The organism is Streptomyces sp. NPDC058678 (genome assembly GCF_042714835.1).
Classification (GTDB): domain Bacteria; phylum Actinomycetota; class Actinomycetes; order Streptomycetales; family Streptomycetaceae; genus Streptomyces.
The window spans coordinates 1-13481 of record NZ_JBHXSG010000119.1 but is presented as its reverse complement, the minus strand read 5'-3'; the positions used below and the strand labels follow the sequence as shown (position 1 = coordinate 13481).

General features: G+C 67.4%; 12 protein-coding genes and 3 pseudogenes. 4 read left to right on the top strand and 11 right to left on the bottom strand.

Annotated elements, in window-relative coordinates; translation table 11 throughout:
- A partial coding sequence (locus tag ACFWWR_RS46625; RefSeq protein ID WP_384310445.1) for a TetR family transcriptional regulator occupies nt 1-146 on the bottom strand: 146 nt, incomplete at its 3' end.
- A gap of 167 nt (nt 147-313) precedes the next feature.
- On the opposite strand from ACFWWR_RS46625, the gene ACFWWR_RS46620 reads away from it, so the two are divergent.
- Nucleotides 314-1027 carry an SDR family oxidoreductase gene (locus ACFWWR_RS46620; RefSeq protein WP_383878333.1) on the top strand — a complete coding sequence of 238 codons (714 nt, stop codon included), beginning with the start codon at nt 314-316 and terminating at the stop codon, nt 1025-1027.
- Between the two features lie 562 nt (nt 1028-1589).
- Here ACFWWR_RS46620 and ACFWWR_RS46615 read toward each other — a convergent pair.
- The 4 genes from ACFWWR_RS46615 to ACFWWR_RS46600 form a co-directional block, all read right to left on the bottom strand.
- Nucleotides 1590-2423 (bottom strand): enoyl-CoA hydratase/isomerase family protein, encoded by an 834-nt coding sequence (locus tag ACFWWR_RS46615; RefSeq protein ID WP_383878331.1) that lies wholly within the window; start codon nt 2421-2423, stop codon nt 1590-1592.
- Nucleotides 2424-2541: 118 nt separating this feature from the next.
- Nucleotides 2542-3348, bottom strand: a complete 807-nt coding sequence (locus ACFWWR_RS46610) for a strictosidine synthase (protein WP_384310440.1) — start codon at nt 3346-3348, stop codon at nt 2542-2544.
- Nucleotides 3349-3380: 32 nt separating this feature from the next.
- A complete protein-coding gene (locus ACFWWR_RS46605) occupies nt 3381-4247 on the bottom strand; it encodes an alpha/beta fold hydrolase (protein WP_383878327.1) in 867 nt (288 codons plus the stop codon).
- Nucleotides 4248-4313: 66 nt separating this feature from the next.
- Nucleotides 4314-5309, bottom strand: coding sequence for an NADP-dependent oxidoreductase (locus tag ACFWWR_RS46600; protein ID WP_384310438.1), 996 nt, complete (start codon nt 5307-5309; stop codon nt 4314-4316).
- A 148-nt stretch (nt 5310-5457) separates the two neighbouring features.
- On the opposite strand from ACFWWR_RS46600, the gene ACFWWR_RS46595 reads away from it, so the two are divergent.
- Nucleotides 5458-6081 (top strand): TetR/AcrR family transcriptional regulator, encoded by a 624-nt coding sequence (locus ACFWWR_RS46595; protein WP_384310435.1) that lies wholly within the window; start codon nt 5458-5460, stop codon nt 6079-6081.
- 50 nt (nt 6082-6131) lie between these two features.
- A pseudogene (locus ACFWWR_RS46590) lies at nt 6132-6221 on the top strand (FAD-binding protein); the annotation flags it as partial.
- 61 nt (nt 6222-6282) lie between these two features.
- Here the strand turns inward: ACFWWR_RS46590 and ACFWWR_RS46585 are convergent.
- Together ACFWWR_RS46585 and ACFWWR_RS46580 are read right to left on the bottom strand one after the other, a co-directional pair.
- Nucleotides 6283-7788, bottom strand: coding sequence for an ISL3 family transposase (locus tag ACFWWR_RS46585; protein WP_384310443.1), 1506 nt, complete (start codon nt 7786-7788; stop codon nt 6283-6285).
- Nucleotides 7789-7903: 115 nt separating this feature from the next.
- A pseudogene (locus ACFWWR_RS46580) lies at nt 7904-8614 on the bottom strand (IS256 family transposase); the annotation flags it as partial.
- Nucleotides 8615-8768: 154 nt separating this feature from the next.
- Between ACFWWR_RS46580 and ACFWWR_RS46575 the strand changes: the two are divergent.
- On the top strand, nt 8769-10274 hold the full coding sequence (locus ACFWWR_RS46575; RefSeq protein ID WP_384310433.1) for an ISL3 family transposase: 1506 nt from the start codon (nt 8769-8771) through the stop codon (nt 10272-10274).
- Between the two features lie 37 nt (nt 10275-10311).
- Here the strand turns inward: ACFWWR_RS46575 and ACFWWR_RS46570 are convergent.
- The 4 genes and pseudogenes from ACFWWR_RS46570 to ACFWWR_RS46555 form a co-directional block, all read right to left on the bottom strand.
- Nucleotides 10312-10902 (bottom strand): annotated as a pseudogene (locus tag ACFWWR_RS46570) (transposase); the annotation flags it as partial.
- A 295-nt stretch (nt 10903-11197) separates the two neighbouring features.
- Nucleotides 11198-11701, bottom strand: a complete 504-nt coding sequence (locus ACFWWR_RS46565) for a transposase family protein (RefSeq protein ID WP_384310431.1) — start codon at nt 11699-11701, stop codon at nt 11198-11200.
- Between the two features lie 382 nt (nt 11702-12083).
- A complete protein-coding gene (locus tag ACFWWR_RS46560) occupies nt 12084-12539 on the bottom strand; it encodes a hypothetical protein (protein WP_384310429.1) in 456 nt (151 codons plus the stop codon).
- Nucleotides 12540-12589: 50 nt separating this feature from the next.
- Entirely contained in the window at nt 12590-13099 is a 510-nt protein-coding gene (locus ACFWWR_RS46555; RefSeq protein WP_384310426.1) for a hypothetical protein, read from the bottom strand.
- Between the last annotated feature and the right edge of the window lie 382 nt (nt 13100-13481).

Below are 13481 nucleotides of genomic sequence, written 5' to 3'. Positions count from 1 at the left end.
ATGTCGGCCTGGTCGGCGATCTGCTGGGTCGTGACCTCATCGACGCCGTGTTCGGCGAACAGTTCACTGGCGGCAGCGACGATGCGGTCGAGTTTCTCCTGCTTGTTCCGCTCGCGCCGTCCGACCGACTGGGGGGCGACAGACATGGGCGGTGTCCTCCAGGGATCGATTCTGACTGCACTCGGTTATGATTGCAGTCACTATCGCGTGGGCTCGAATGTGGCTCCGCTCATTCTCCCACGGCGGGGCGAGGAGTCATTGCTCCATCCGTGCACCGCCACGCACTTCACATCCCCTTGGAAAGAAGGAACCAATGCCCTCTCTCGATGGAGCAGTCGTCCTCGTCACCGGCGCCAATGGCGGTATCGGCACCCACTTCGTCCACGACGCCCTGGCACGCGGCGCCGCCAAGGTCTACGCCACCGCCCGTTCCTCCCGCGCCTGGGACGATGCACGCATCGTCCCCCTGACCCTTGACGTCACCGACCGCGCGTCGATCGCCGCGGCCGTCGCCGCCGCGGCGGATGTCACCGTGCTCGTCAACAACGCGGGCGCCATCCCGCCGAGCGCGAGCCTGCTGGACGTCACCGAGGCGGACATCCGGGCGAACATGGAGACGAACTTCTTCGGACCAGTCTTCCTCGCCCGCGCCTTCGCACCGATCCTCGCCGCCAAGAAGGGGTCAATCCTCATCGACGTGCACTCCGTTGCCAGCTGGTATGCCTTCGGCGGCGCCTACAGCGCGTCCAAGGCCGCACTGTGGTCGGCCACCAACTCGCTGCGCATCGAGTTCGCACCCATGGGCGTCCACGTGACGGGTGTGCACATGGGCTACGTCGACACCGGTATGGCCGCGCACGCTGACGGACCCAAGATGCTGCCGACGCAGCTGGTGACGACGGTCTACGACGCCGTCGAGGCCGGAGAATACGAGGTCCTGGCCGACGAGTTGACCAAGGGGGTCAAGGCGGCTCTGAGCGGCCCGGTCGAGGCGCTTTACCCGGACCTGCACAGCACGGACGCCTGAGCTTGTTCTTCGGTCCCGACGTGATCTCTTCATGTCGGGCCCCCGCGATCCATGGCGTTCGAACAGTTGGTCGGCCGGTGTCGAGAAGGGGTGCACCGTCGCGGCCGTCGAGCCGTGGATGACATCGGCGATCGATCCGGCAGCAGCCCGATCAGCAGCGGGGCACCACCGGGGTGACAGACCATCGCGGCTGTCGGGCCACGAGCTCAGGCGGTGCCAGGCACCGCGAGTTCGGCCCGGTCGGTGTCGGTGAAGCCTTGGTCAGGCCATGCTCGGCACGCACTCGTCCGCGCATCATCCGGTGTAGTTCGTCCAGCGACCGCCGGGGCACTTCCCCCGCCACCACTCGCAGCGGTGTCGGCGGGTACAGGCTGCGCCACTTGGAGGTGAGTCCTGGCCAATCGGCCTGTGCCGCGACACGGGCGCCGACGCGTCGAATTCGCCCGCGATGCTGGTGCGCCGGTCGACCACGGTGCCGAAGACATCGGAAATCAGGTGGGCCCCGCGGCAAAAGAGGACGGACGCGGCATCCGCTGCGTCCGTGCTCGCTTCCTGGTGGGTGTCAGCGTTGCTGGTTGGCGATGCCGATGTAGTGCCCGAGCCGGTACTCGAAGTCGATGCCGGCCTGTTCGACGACGGCCTGCGTGCCTGCGGCCCGGGTGAGGAAACCGGGGAGGGTGAGGGATCGGGTGAACTCGCCGTACGCGGCGACCAGGTCCGCGTCCGGGGGCAGGGATGCCCTGTTGATCTGGGCTTTGGCCGAGGCGAGTGAGGTGCGGTCGAAGGAGGCGAGCCGGGCGGCGACGGTGTCGACGAAGGCGTCGAGTTCGCTGTCGGGAAGGGCGCGGGTGACCCAGCCCCAGCGTTCGGCGGTGTCGGCGTCGTAGTCGTCGCTGGTGAGGATGGCTTCCAGGGCGCGGTCGCGTCCGATGGCCCGGGGGAGGCGTTCGGTGCCGCCACCGCCGGGGAGCAGTCCGCTGCCGACCTCGGGCTGTCCGAAGATCGCTTTCTCCCGGCTGGCGTAGCGCAGATCGAGGGCGAGGGCGAGTTCGTTCCCGCCGCCGCGAGTGCGTCCGCGGATGGCAGCGATCGTGATGTACGGCGCTTTGGAGAGTTCCAGGACCAGATTCGTCCAGGCCGGCACCGCGTCCGGGTCCTCGGGGGCGGGGAAGTCGGCGGCGGCGGCCAGGTCGAAGTGGTTGTAGAAGAAGTCGGGGGTGGCGCTGTCGAACAGCACGACCTGGATGTCCGGGTCGGTGGCCAGTTCGGTGACGATCTCGATGAGGCGCAGGACTGTCTCGCCAGCGATGAGGTTGACGGGCGGGTTGGCGAAGGTGATCTTCGCGATCTGCGGTGAGGTGCGCTCGTAGTGGATGGTGCTCTGCTGCTCGCTCATGGCTGGCTCCGGATGCGTGGTGGGTATCAGATGGCGACGGGGGCGCGAGGAGGGCAAGGAAGCCGGGGCGGATGGATTGCTGAGCAGATCCGGTGGTCCCGCTTCCCACCTGCGCTGCTCACTCCTGGTAGCGCGGGAGGATGTCGCCGTTCTTGACGTAGGTGAGGGTGGCGGTGACGTCGTAGGCGTGGATCGCGGAGACTTGCGGTGCCAGCCGGTCGGACAGGTCCTCGATCGCGTGGCCGGTGAAGAAGGCGTCCCGTGCCGCGGTGTCGGTGAACCCGAGGCTGACCGAGGCGTGGAAGTGCTGGTCGTGGGGATTGTCGTGGGCGACGTCCGGGGTGTCCCAGAGCTTTTCGACCCAGGGCAGGAACGTCTGCGTGCGCAGCTCCTTCAGCACTCCGGTGCCGGCGAGCGCGGGTGCGAGCTGCTCGTTGACGAACTTCCGGAAGGCGCCGGCGCCGACCCCGTCTCTGCGGCGAAGGTAGATCAGCGCGCGGGCACCGACCGTCTGTCCGGGGCCTGCGACGTCGTACCACCGAGAGGAGTTCGGCGGGCCGGCGTAGAGCAGGGTGCGGCGGAACACGTTGATCTCGTCGGCGTAGGCCAGCTTCGTCTGCTCGCGCCCTTTCAGGGGTGCAAGCACCGATTGGAAGGTGACTTCCGCGACGCCGTCGATCTTCCGGTCGGCGGGGATCGCGGTCTGGACCCCGTCGATGGCCGGCCACAGGCCCGTGTTGTGCTCGGCGAGGTGGATCTGCCGGTACTCCTCCAGGCCCGGGGTGGCGGAGATGATCCCTGAGTGCGGGCCCTTCCAGTGGTCCATGCCGGTCTGGCGGGGCTGGTCGATGCGCACCCACAGCAGGATCGAGGAGGTGAGGCGCTTCTTCACTTCCAGGGGCGCGGCGGCCGGTGACGTGCTCATGATGTTGCCCTTTTTTCCTGGTCAGGTGGTGGTCATCGGGCCAGGAAATCGACCGCTACGGGGGCGAATTCCTGGTGGTACTGGAAGATGCCGCCGTGCCCGGAGTCGGGGTAGATGATCACCTTGCTGTCCTTGATGCGCCGGTGCAGGTCCTCCGACAGGACCGACGGCACCATGCGGTCGTTGTCGCCGTTGGCGATCAGGGTGGGCTGCGTGATCGACGACAGGTCGTCGGGGGCGGAGCGCCCCCACTTCTTGATCGCCTTCAGCTGCGTCTGGAACGCCTTGGTCTTGATCTCCGCGTCGCGGTCGACGGTGCGCTCCTTGAGCCGGTTGACGAACGCGCGCCCGGCGGCCTTGCCGGTGGCGTTGCGGTTGAAGAACAGGAACTCCTTGGGGTCCGAGCGGGTCAAGGTGGCGCGCAGGATGTCCCAGTAGGTGGTTCGGGCGACCTTGTCCATGTCCTTGCCGCCCTTGGGCCCGGTGCCGGTGAGGACCAGCTTGCGGATGAGCTCGGGGTGCTTCACCACCAGGGCCTGGGCGACCATGCCGCCGAGGGAGAACGAGAAGACGTCGATCTTGTCGTACCCGAGCGCCTTGATGAAGGTGTAGGCGTCGTCGGCCATCGCCTCGACACTGTTCGGCACCTGGCCGGTGGACGCCCCGACACCGCGGTTGTCGAAGGCGATGACGTGACGGCCCTTCGCGACGGGGTCGACGATGCGGGGGTCCCAGTTGTCCAGGGTCGCGGCGAGGTGGACGAAGAAGACGACGGGGATACCGCCCTTCGGGCCCAGCTCGCGGTAGGCGTAGGTGACGCCACCGGCACTGACGGTGCGGGCCGGGGCCTTCGCATAGGACGTGATGACGGCTTCGTTCGGGATGTCGGTGCTGCTCATGACGGATTCTCCTCGTGCGTTTTGTGTCGCTGTGTGTTCTGTGTCGCCCGTCGCGGTTGCGGCGGGTCAGCTGTGGCCGATGACGGCCTTGCCGCGGATGCCGCCCTGGGACAGGGACTGCAGCGCCTGCGGGGTCTGGTCGAAGCCGACCACCTTTCCCACGACCGGGCGCACCACGCCCTGGTCGATGAGGGTGGTGATCTGGCGGAGCTGGTCGCCGCTGGCGCGCATGAGCAGGAACTCGTACGTCACGCCGAGCTTCTTGGCCTGCCTGCGGATCTTGCTGCTCAGGCCTGCGACCGCCAGGCGCAGCAGCGGGTTGAGGCCGGCCTCGCGGGCGAACGCGGGGTCCGGGGGACCGGCGATCTCGATGGCTTTGCCGCCGGGCTTGAGCACCCGCAGGGACTTCTCGAGAGTCTCCCCACCGAGGCTGTCCAGCACCAGGTCGTAGCCGGTCAGGAGCTGCTCGAAGTCCTGGGTGCGGTAATCGATCACCGTGTCCGCGCCGAGCGCGCGCACGAAGTCCGCGTTGGACCCGCTGGCGGTCGTGGCGACGCTCGCACCGAGGTGTGCGGCGAGCTGGATCGCGATCGAACCGACCCCGCCGGCGCCGGCGTGGATGAGAACCTTCTGCCCGGGCCGCACCTTCCCGCGCTCCACCAGCGCCTGCCACGCCGTGAGCGCCGCCAGCGGCAGCGAGCCCGCCTCTTCCATGCTGATCGAGGCGGGCTTGAGCGCCAGGTCGCCCTCCGCGACGGCGATGCGCTCGGCGAACGTGCCGATGCGGTCCTGGTCGGGCCGGGCGTAGACCTCGTCTCCGGGCTTGAAGCCGCGAACCGCTGTCCCGACGCCGATGACGGTGCCCGCGACGTCGTTGCCCAGGATCAGTGGCAGCTTGTAGGGCAGGATCTGCTTGAACTCACCGGCGCGGATCTTCTCATCCAGCGGGTTCAGCCCGGCGGCCTCCACCCGCACCAGCACGTCGTGCTCCCCCACGGTGGGCTCGGGGACCTCCGCCTCCTGCAGCGGCTCCTTGTACTTGGTGACGACGAACGCTCGCATGGGACGTCTCTCCTTGCCTTCATCCTGTTTATCCAAGTTTGAGACCAGATCAGCCAATTCAGCGCGACTTCCGGGGTCTCGCCTCACCCGGTCAACCCGAGTACACTCAACTATGAGCCTACTCAGAATTATTGTCAAGGGAGGTCCCATGGGACGCGGCCACATGCCGATCGGGCGCCGCGAGCGGGCCAAACAGGCCAAGCGCAAGCGCATCATGACCGCAGCCCGCGAGCTGTTCGCCGAACACGGCGTCAGCGGGGTCACGACACAGCAGATCGCCCACCGGGCCGGCGTCGCGATCGGCACTCTTTACCTGTACGCGTCCACGAAGGCCGAGTTGCTGATCATGGTGCAGAACGAGAAGTTCGCCGCCGCCATCGATTCCGGCCTCGCCGCCGCGAACGCCGCCGTCGGGCAGGGCGTACTGGAGCCGGTCATCGCTCTCATCCGTCCCGTGGTGGAGTGCGTGAGGGAGCACATCGAGAACGGCCGCACATACCTGCACGAACTCGTCTTCGGCGACCCGGCCGAGCCCTACCGGCAAGCGGGTCTAGCCCTTGCCGGCCGCCTCGAGGTCGGCATCACCGGCCTGCTCACCCGCGACGAGCACATCGATGCCGCCGACGCGGCAACGCTGGCGCGGGTGATCACCGCGATCATCCACATCAGCACCACCGCCACCGTGTACCTGCACCGCAGTGACGAAGCCGTCGTCGCCGACATCCGCGACCAGATCCACGCCACTCTGGCGCCCCACCACCGCGCGGCATGACCACTCGCTCCACGAGCCAACCATCGAACACCCTGGAAAGGGGGCACGTCATGAGCGCGCACTACGACGTCATCGTCCTCGGTGCCGGCTCGAGCGGGTACGTCGCCGCGATCCGCGCCGCGCAACTCGGCAAGAACATCCAGTCCGGGTCTGTCAAACGAGCGGCTCTGGCCCGTAGTCGGTGGTGACGCCGAGTTTTTGTCATGGCAGGAGGATGCGGTGGCGGAGGAGGCCGAAGCTGGCGCGGCCGTGCATCTGCCTCATGATCCGTTTGGTGCGGGTGTTGACGCCTTCGGTGCGGCCGTTGTGGTAGGGCAACGTGAGGCCGGCGTCCACGGCGGCCCGGTCGATTTCGAGACCGTTGGTGAGACTGCGCAGGTGAGGCAGGTCGACTGCGCGGGCCGCCGCGATCCACTCGGTGAGTTTCGCGTCGTTGCCGGCGACCGGTTTCAGCAGGGCGGCGAAGCTGCGCACCAGATCAGCCAGTGCAGTCATCTCAGGACATGCTGCGGCGATCTCTTCCAACAGGGCCGTTTCCTTCGGGCGTAGGTCGTCGGGGTTGGTGAGCAGGAGACGGCTGGCGTGACGCGAGGTGGTGACAGGACGGTCGCCTTCGGCGCGGCCTTGGTTGAGGTAGCGGACCAGCAGGTTGGCGCTGCCGGAGTAGCCCAACTCCCGGATCTCCCGCAGCAGGTGGGTGACAGGGGCGGCCGGATCGGCCGCCCGTCGGGCGCGCAGATGGTCACGGTAGGGGTCGACGAGGGTGGAGCGGTAAGTAGGGACGATGCGCAGGGCCTGCGGTTCGGGCATGCGGGCGTAGCGTTTGACGGTGTTCAGGGCCAGGCCCAGGCGGCGGGAGCAGGCGAGCAGGCCGACGCCCTGCTTGAGGAGGCCGTGGACCTTGTTCCAGCGTTCACGGGTGTTCTGCTCGTGTACTCCGCCAGGGCGGGGCGGGTTGATGGTGGCCCAGCAGCCGGCGTGGGCGCGGCCCTCGAGCAGGACTTTGTCGCAGAGATTGCGCCAGAGGTGCCATCGGTCGCTGACCTGCACCGCGTCGGGCAGGGCCCGGCGGACGGCCTCGGCGTAGGTGGCCGAGCCGTCCCGGCACACGACCTCGACACCAGGATGCTCGCGCAGCCAGGACTCCAGCGTCGCGGCCTCGCGGTCGGGCAGGACCGCGACCCGTCGGCCGGTCTCGGCATCCGTGATGATAGTGGCGTAGCGGTGACGGCGGCGCAGGGCGAAATCGTCCACACCGATCACCCGCGGGACCGCATGCGGCGGCAGCGGCAGACGCCGTAGATGACGCAATGCGGTGCTGCGGGACACGGGCACGGCCAGCAGGCCGGCAAGCCGGGCGGCCGCCCGGCCACACAACTCCCGTGCCACCTGCGATATCTGCCAGGCAAGCCGCACCGTGCGGCGCTGATGGCGCTCCAGCAGCCCGGCGATCTGCTCGCGGAAGGTCTGCCGCCGGCAGGCCAGCACCGGGCAGACCAACCGCCGTACGCGCAGTCGAACCACAACCGGGCGGCCATCGACCGGCACATCTGCCACCGTACGGCGGTGATACCCGTGCACCTTCGCCGACGACGTGCCGCACACCGGACACGGCACCGCGTCCTCCCGAGTGCGGGCCGTGACCACCACTGCCTCACCGCCGTCCGTCACGTCCTCGACGACCAGCGCCGACAGCCCGGAAAACACCGTCATTACAAGGGAGTTGACGTCCATCACCAAATCATGATCACGGACGGCTACTCGGCGTCACCACCGACTACGGGCCAGAGCCAAACGAGCGGTGTAACTGGGGTAGTTGGGGTTAGTGACGGGCCGCCGATAGGCGGCCGTCGAAGGTGATGTCGAAGGCGTTCAGCGCGGTCTTCCAGCGCATGGTGCAGCGGGCCTGACCCTTGCCGGTGGGGTCAAGCGACATGATCGCCATGTAGACGCACTTCAACGCTGCTTGCTCGTTGGGAAAGTGTCCGCGGGCCTTGACCGCTCGCCGGATGCGGGCGTTGACCGACTCGATCGCATTCGTCGTGCAGACGATGCGGCGGATCTCGGTGTCGAACCGCAGGAACGGGGTGAACTCCTCCCACGCGTTCTCCCACAGCTTCACGATCGCCGGATACTTCCTGCCCCAGGCGTCGGCGAACTCGGCGAACCGGTCCAGGGCGGCCTCTTCGGTGGGGGCGGTGTAGACGGGCTTGAGGAGCTTGGCAATCTTGTCCCAGTCCTGGCGGGCGGCATAGCGGAAGGAGTTCCGCAGCAGGTGCACTACGCAGGTCTGCACGATCGTCTGCGGCCAGACGGTCTCCACCGCCTCGGGCAGGCCCTTGAGTCCGTCACAGACCAGCATCAGCACGTCGCTAACGCCACGGTTCTTGATCTCGGTGAGGATGTGCAGCCAGTGCTTGGCGCCCTCGCCGCCGTCGCCTGCCCACAGCCCCAGGATCTCCCGCCGGCCCTCCGCCGTGACCGCCAGAGCCACGTAGATGGGCCGGTTGGCCACCGCGCCGTCACGGATCTTGGTTCTGTCGACGATCTTGTGATCCGGACGCTGAGCAGGTTGCTCCGCCTGTTCGCGATCATGCATCGCGTGCTCTCGTGATGTTCTCCTGGAGCTGTTTCCGTACCTGTCCGCGTTGCTGATCGAGGAGGTCGAGCGGCGACCGGACCAGGTAGTGCTGAGAACGCGAGTGCGGGCGACGACTGGCTCCTGTCGGTGCGGCCACAGCTCGGCCCGGGTGCACGGTCGGTACGTACGCAGGTTGCGTGATGTCGCTGTGGGCGGGCTCGGTGTCGTGATCGAGTTATGTGTGCGCCGTTTCCGCTGCGAGAATCCTGCCTGCACGGCGGTGACGTTCGCCGAACAGGTCTCGGGGCTGACCACCCCGCACCGTCGGCATACCCCGCTGCTGCGCGGGGTGTTGACGCAGATCGGGCTGGCCCTGGCGGGCCGGGCAGGAGCCCGACTGGCGTCCGCGGTCGGCCTGACCGTAGGTAAGGACACGCTGTTGCTGCTGGTCAGGTCTCTGCCCGAGCCGGAGATCGGCAAGGTGGAGATCCTCGGCGTCGACGACTTCGCCTTCCGCAAGGGCCGCCACTACGGCACGGTCCTGATCGACATGGCCACCCACCGGCCACTGCACCTCTACGACGGCCGCGAAGGTGAGGACCTGGCCGGCTGGCTCCGCGATCACCCCGAGGTGAGGATCATTTGCCGGGACCGTTCCAGCGGCTACTCGGAGGGCGCTCGGGTCGGGGCGCCGCAGGCCGAACAGGTCGCGGATCGCTATCACCTGTGGGCCAACCTCGGCCAGGCGGTCGAGAAAACGGTCCACGCCCATCGCTCCCGCCTGGCAGAAACTCCTCCCGGCTCGGCCTCCAGCCCCGACCACGTGGAGGTGGAGCCCGAGGTGGTCCGGCCGCCGAAAGAGCTGAAGATCGTAATCCGGCTGCGCGAGCAACATGCTGCCGCCCACGAGCTGTGGCAGCAGGGGATGTCGAAGGCGGCGATCGGCCGGAGGCTCGGGCTGCACCAGGCCACCGTCCGCAAACTGGTCAACGCCCGCTCCGCCGACGATGTCGTGGCCAAGAACCTCCAACGAGCGCATGTCGTCGACCCGTACGTCGGCTACTTGCACCGGCGCTGGAATGAGGGCGTCAGGAACGCCGCCCAGCTCCACCGGGAGATCAAACAACTCGGCTATTCAGGCGGCGAGTTGGCTGTTCAGCGGCATCTGCGACGCTACCGGACCGGGCGCGGACACGCACCCGACCCGGGACCGAAGCCCCCATCGGTCCGCGAGGTCGCCTCCTGGATCATGACCCACCCCGAGCACCTGCGGGACGAGCACGCCGAAAAGCTACACCGGCTGCGTGAGCGCGATCCCGAACTCGACCGGCTCACTCTTCACATCAGGAAGTTCGCCGCGATGATGACCGGACGCCATGGCGACCGCCTCGAAGACTGGATCACCGACGTCGAACGCGACAGTCTGGCTCCGCTCGCGGGCTTTGCCCGCAACCTCCGCCGCGACTTCGACGCGGTCCGCAACGGGCTGTCTCTGCCGCACAGTTCCGGCGCCGTCGAGGGCAACATCAACCGTCTGAAGATGCTGAAACGCCAGATGTTCGGCAGGGCCGGTCTCGATCTCCTTCGCAAACGCGTCCTGCTCACACGGTGAGCCTCGACCGCCCGGATCACAAGATCGTCGACAGAACCCGGATCTTTACGTGGATGGCGTCAATGAAGACCACCGGATGCACGGCGTCGAGGGGCCGGCTCTGCCATTCGGCCATCCCCTCCAGGACTTTGTCGGTGATGGTGGAGATGGTCTGGCGGGAGACCTCGGCGCCATAGACCTCTGCCAGGTGAGCCTGCACTTCGCCGGTGGTCAGGCCCTTCGCGGCCGGCGAGATGACCATCTCGTCGACGCCGGTCAGGCGCTTCTGCCGCTTCTTGACGATCTTCGGTTCGAAAGAGCCGTCGCGATCGCGGGGCACGGTTATCTCCACCGGCCCGACATCGGTCAGGACGGTCTTGGAGCGTTTGCCGTTGCGGGAGTTGCCGCCGTCCCTGCCGGCCGGATCGTGCTTGTCATAGCCGAGATGGTCGGTGATCTCGCCCTCCAGAGCGGACTCCAGCAGCCGCTTGGTCAGCTGCTGCAGCAGCCCGCCCTCCCCGGTCAGCTGCAGGCCCTCGGTCTGGGCCCGGCCCACCAGCTCGTCAATCAACTGGTCGTCCACGGCCTTCGCCGACAGAGCCTTCGTAGGCTCGACAGCCTCGGACTCGGACACGTACTCACTGGTCATCGATGCATCTTCCATGATCGGGAGTTACACCGAACGTCTTACAGTCCCGACTTCGGTGGTGCGCAATGACCGGACCGCTGCTCAGCTTTCCGCCGAATGGTTCGCGTAACGCTGTGACCTGCCGTGGTCGGGTCTGTGGTCGGGGCTGGAGCGCGCATGGTTGGGGCAGTGAGTTGTCGCCAACTTGAAGTCCCGGGTCAAAGGGCTGGTGTGATCGGTCCTCGGGGTATTCGTGCTGGTCGTGGGCGGGAGTCCGCGGAGGAGATCATCCGTCAGCGGTTGACTTCGAGGTTCGTCAGGACGAGCAGAGCACGCAGGAGTCGGGTGGCCCAGGCCGGATCGGTACGGAGCTTGGTGAGGATCCGCCAGTTCTTGAGGTGGGCGAAGCCGTGCTCGACCGGTGCACGTCCGAAGGCGAGGACGCGGTTGGCGTCCTTCTGGCCTGGGGTGAGCTTGTGGGTGCGGGCTGGCGGGTATAGCCGGTGACGATCACGGCGTCGCGGATGTCGTTGTCCAGGCCGCGGAAGCCGAGGTCGGCCAAGGCCCCGAGGCCAGCCGCGCGCAGGTGGGCCAGGATGTGGTCGTGGCGGGCGGCGGTGTTGTCGTGGGTGCGGCCAGGCCGGGCCGCAGATATCCAGACCAGTCGGCCTCTCTCGTCGGTCAGGGCGAGGAAGTGCAGGCCATGGCTGCGGTGCTTGCCGGAAAAGTTCCGCCGGTCGGCCGTCCCGGTGCGGCGCTGGGTGCGGATGAGGGTGCCGTCGATCAGGACCACCTCCCCGCCCTGCTTGGCGACCTTCATCAGGGCGCGATCCAGGCGGGGCGCCCGGGCGGCGAGCAGTCCGATCAGCTCGTCCCGGCCAACGGCGGACCGTGGACTCGGACACGTCGTTTCCGCCGACCATGTCGGCCAGGCGCTGGTCGTGACGCAGCACGGCCAGGACGATCACCGCGATCTTCCCCGGCGGCAGGATCCGCCACCTGGACCGTATGGCCTTCAGATGGCGCCGCAGCAGATCGGCGAGGTGATTGACGGTGCGCGTGGACAGCGACAGACGGCACTGGTAGACAAGCGAGCAGATGTCCTCGGCGCGCTCTTCGGTAATCGTCACACAATTCCAACGGCCGCCGGGGGCACCCTGGTTACGCCTGTTCCGAGCCGCTCCGAGTGGCGGCGTTCCTGGTCACAGGCGGGTGGTGAACCGGCCGTCGGGCAGTTTCCGCAGCCAGCCGCGATCGAGGAGTCTGACCAGCTTGCTGCGCAGTGGTTCCAGCTTGGCCCGCACGCTGACGTCCACCCCGACCGCTTCGCCGACCTCGCGGGCCATGACCGGTCCGGCGGCCTGCCGCACGGCGGCGAGGATGCGCTGGTAGTCCGGCGGGAGCATGCTTTCGTCCGCGCCCGGCTCACGGTGCGGGATCAGCATCACCGCCCGGCCGCCCACCTGCCCGGGCATCGGCGCAGCTTGGGCGCGTTCGTCGGCGAGCTGCTCGCTCACTTGCTCAAGGACACGTTCGGCGACAGCAAGTTCGTCCTGCTCGGCCCGCACCTCTGCCAGCTGCTTGGCCAGCTGTTCTTCGAGTTCGTCCAGTTCCGCACGGTGCGCGGTGATCCGTTCCAGTAGTTCGGGATCCAGCATGCACAGAATCGTAGGAGTCGGCCGAACCGCAGCGAGCAAGAACCGGACGGTCAACTCCCCGCTTCTGCTGTCGGCTTCTTGCGCAGGAACTGCTTCGCCGCCTCGATTGCTTCTTCGTTGAGCTCCTCGACGGAGACTCCCCAGTTCTCCTCCCATTCGTCCAGGTTGAAATGGCACGAGACGAGGGACTGCAGCTCTTCGGGGTAGCCGAGGTCGTAGGCGATGTCTGACCAGATGAGGTGGGTACCAGTGGCGGGATCCAGGGTCCCGTCGGCTATCTGACCGGCGATCCAGTGGGCCATCGCCCACTTTGCGGCGCCAGGGTCGGCAGGCGGATGGAAGAGCAGTCCCAGCTCCTCCAGTACCTGGTCGAAGAGCGCTGGCGCTTCGGGTTCCTCGCTCCGGAGGAGGCCGGCCAACATGGCGAGGGAGGGACTCTCGACCTCGGCAATGAGTGCGTCAAGCCCTGCCTGGATGAGCCGGTCCGACCCGACGTGCCTACCGAATGCCCGCTCGCGCGCGATGTGGCTGAGCTGCTTGAGGGCGTCATCGCGGGTCATCAGAGTCTTCTCGGTCGGCGTCTGGGAAAGAAGGCTCGCACATTCGCCGACGCTGCTGCATCGCGTTTCTCTTCGGCCCAACCGTGCTGACGGATGATCTTCTCCGCGGACTCCCGCCCACGACCAGCACGAGTACACCGAACAGCGCCTGTCCCCAAAAGCACCCGGACCGGTCTCACCCTCTACCAAGTCCTCGACGCCCTCCAGGACATCCTGGGGTGTGGACCGGCATCTGTACCACCTGTCATCAGCCCCTGCCCAACAGGGCACACACAGCACCAAGATTAAGAAGTCATCTCATTTGGTGAGTCGGCGGTAGCAGATGAGGGTGCAGGCGATGCTGGTGAAGGCGAGGAAGTGCTCGGCTTTGCGCTCGTAGCGT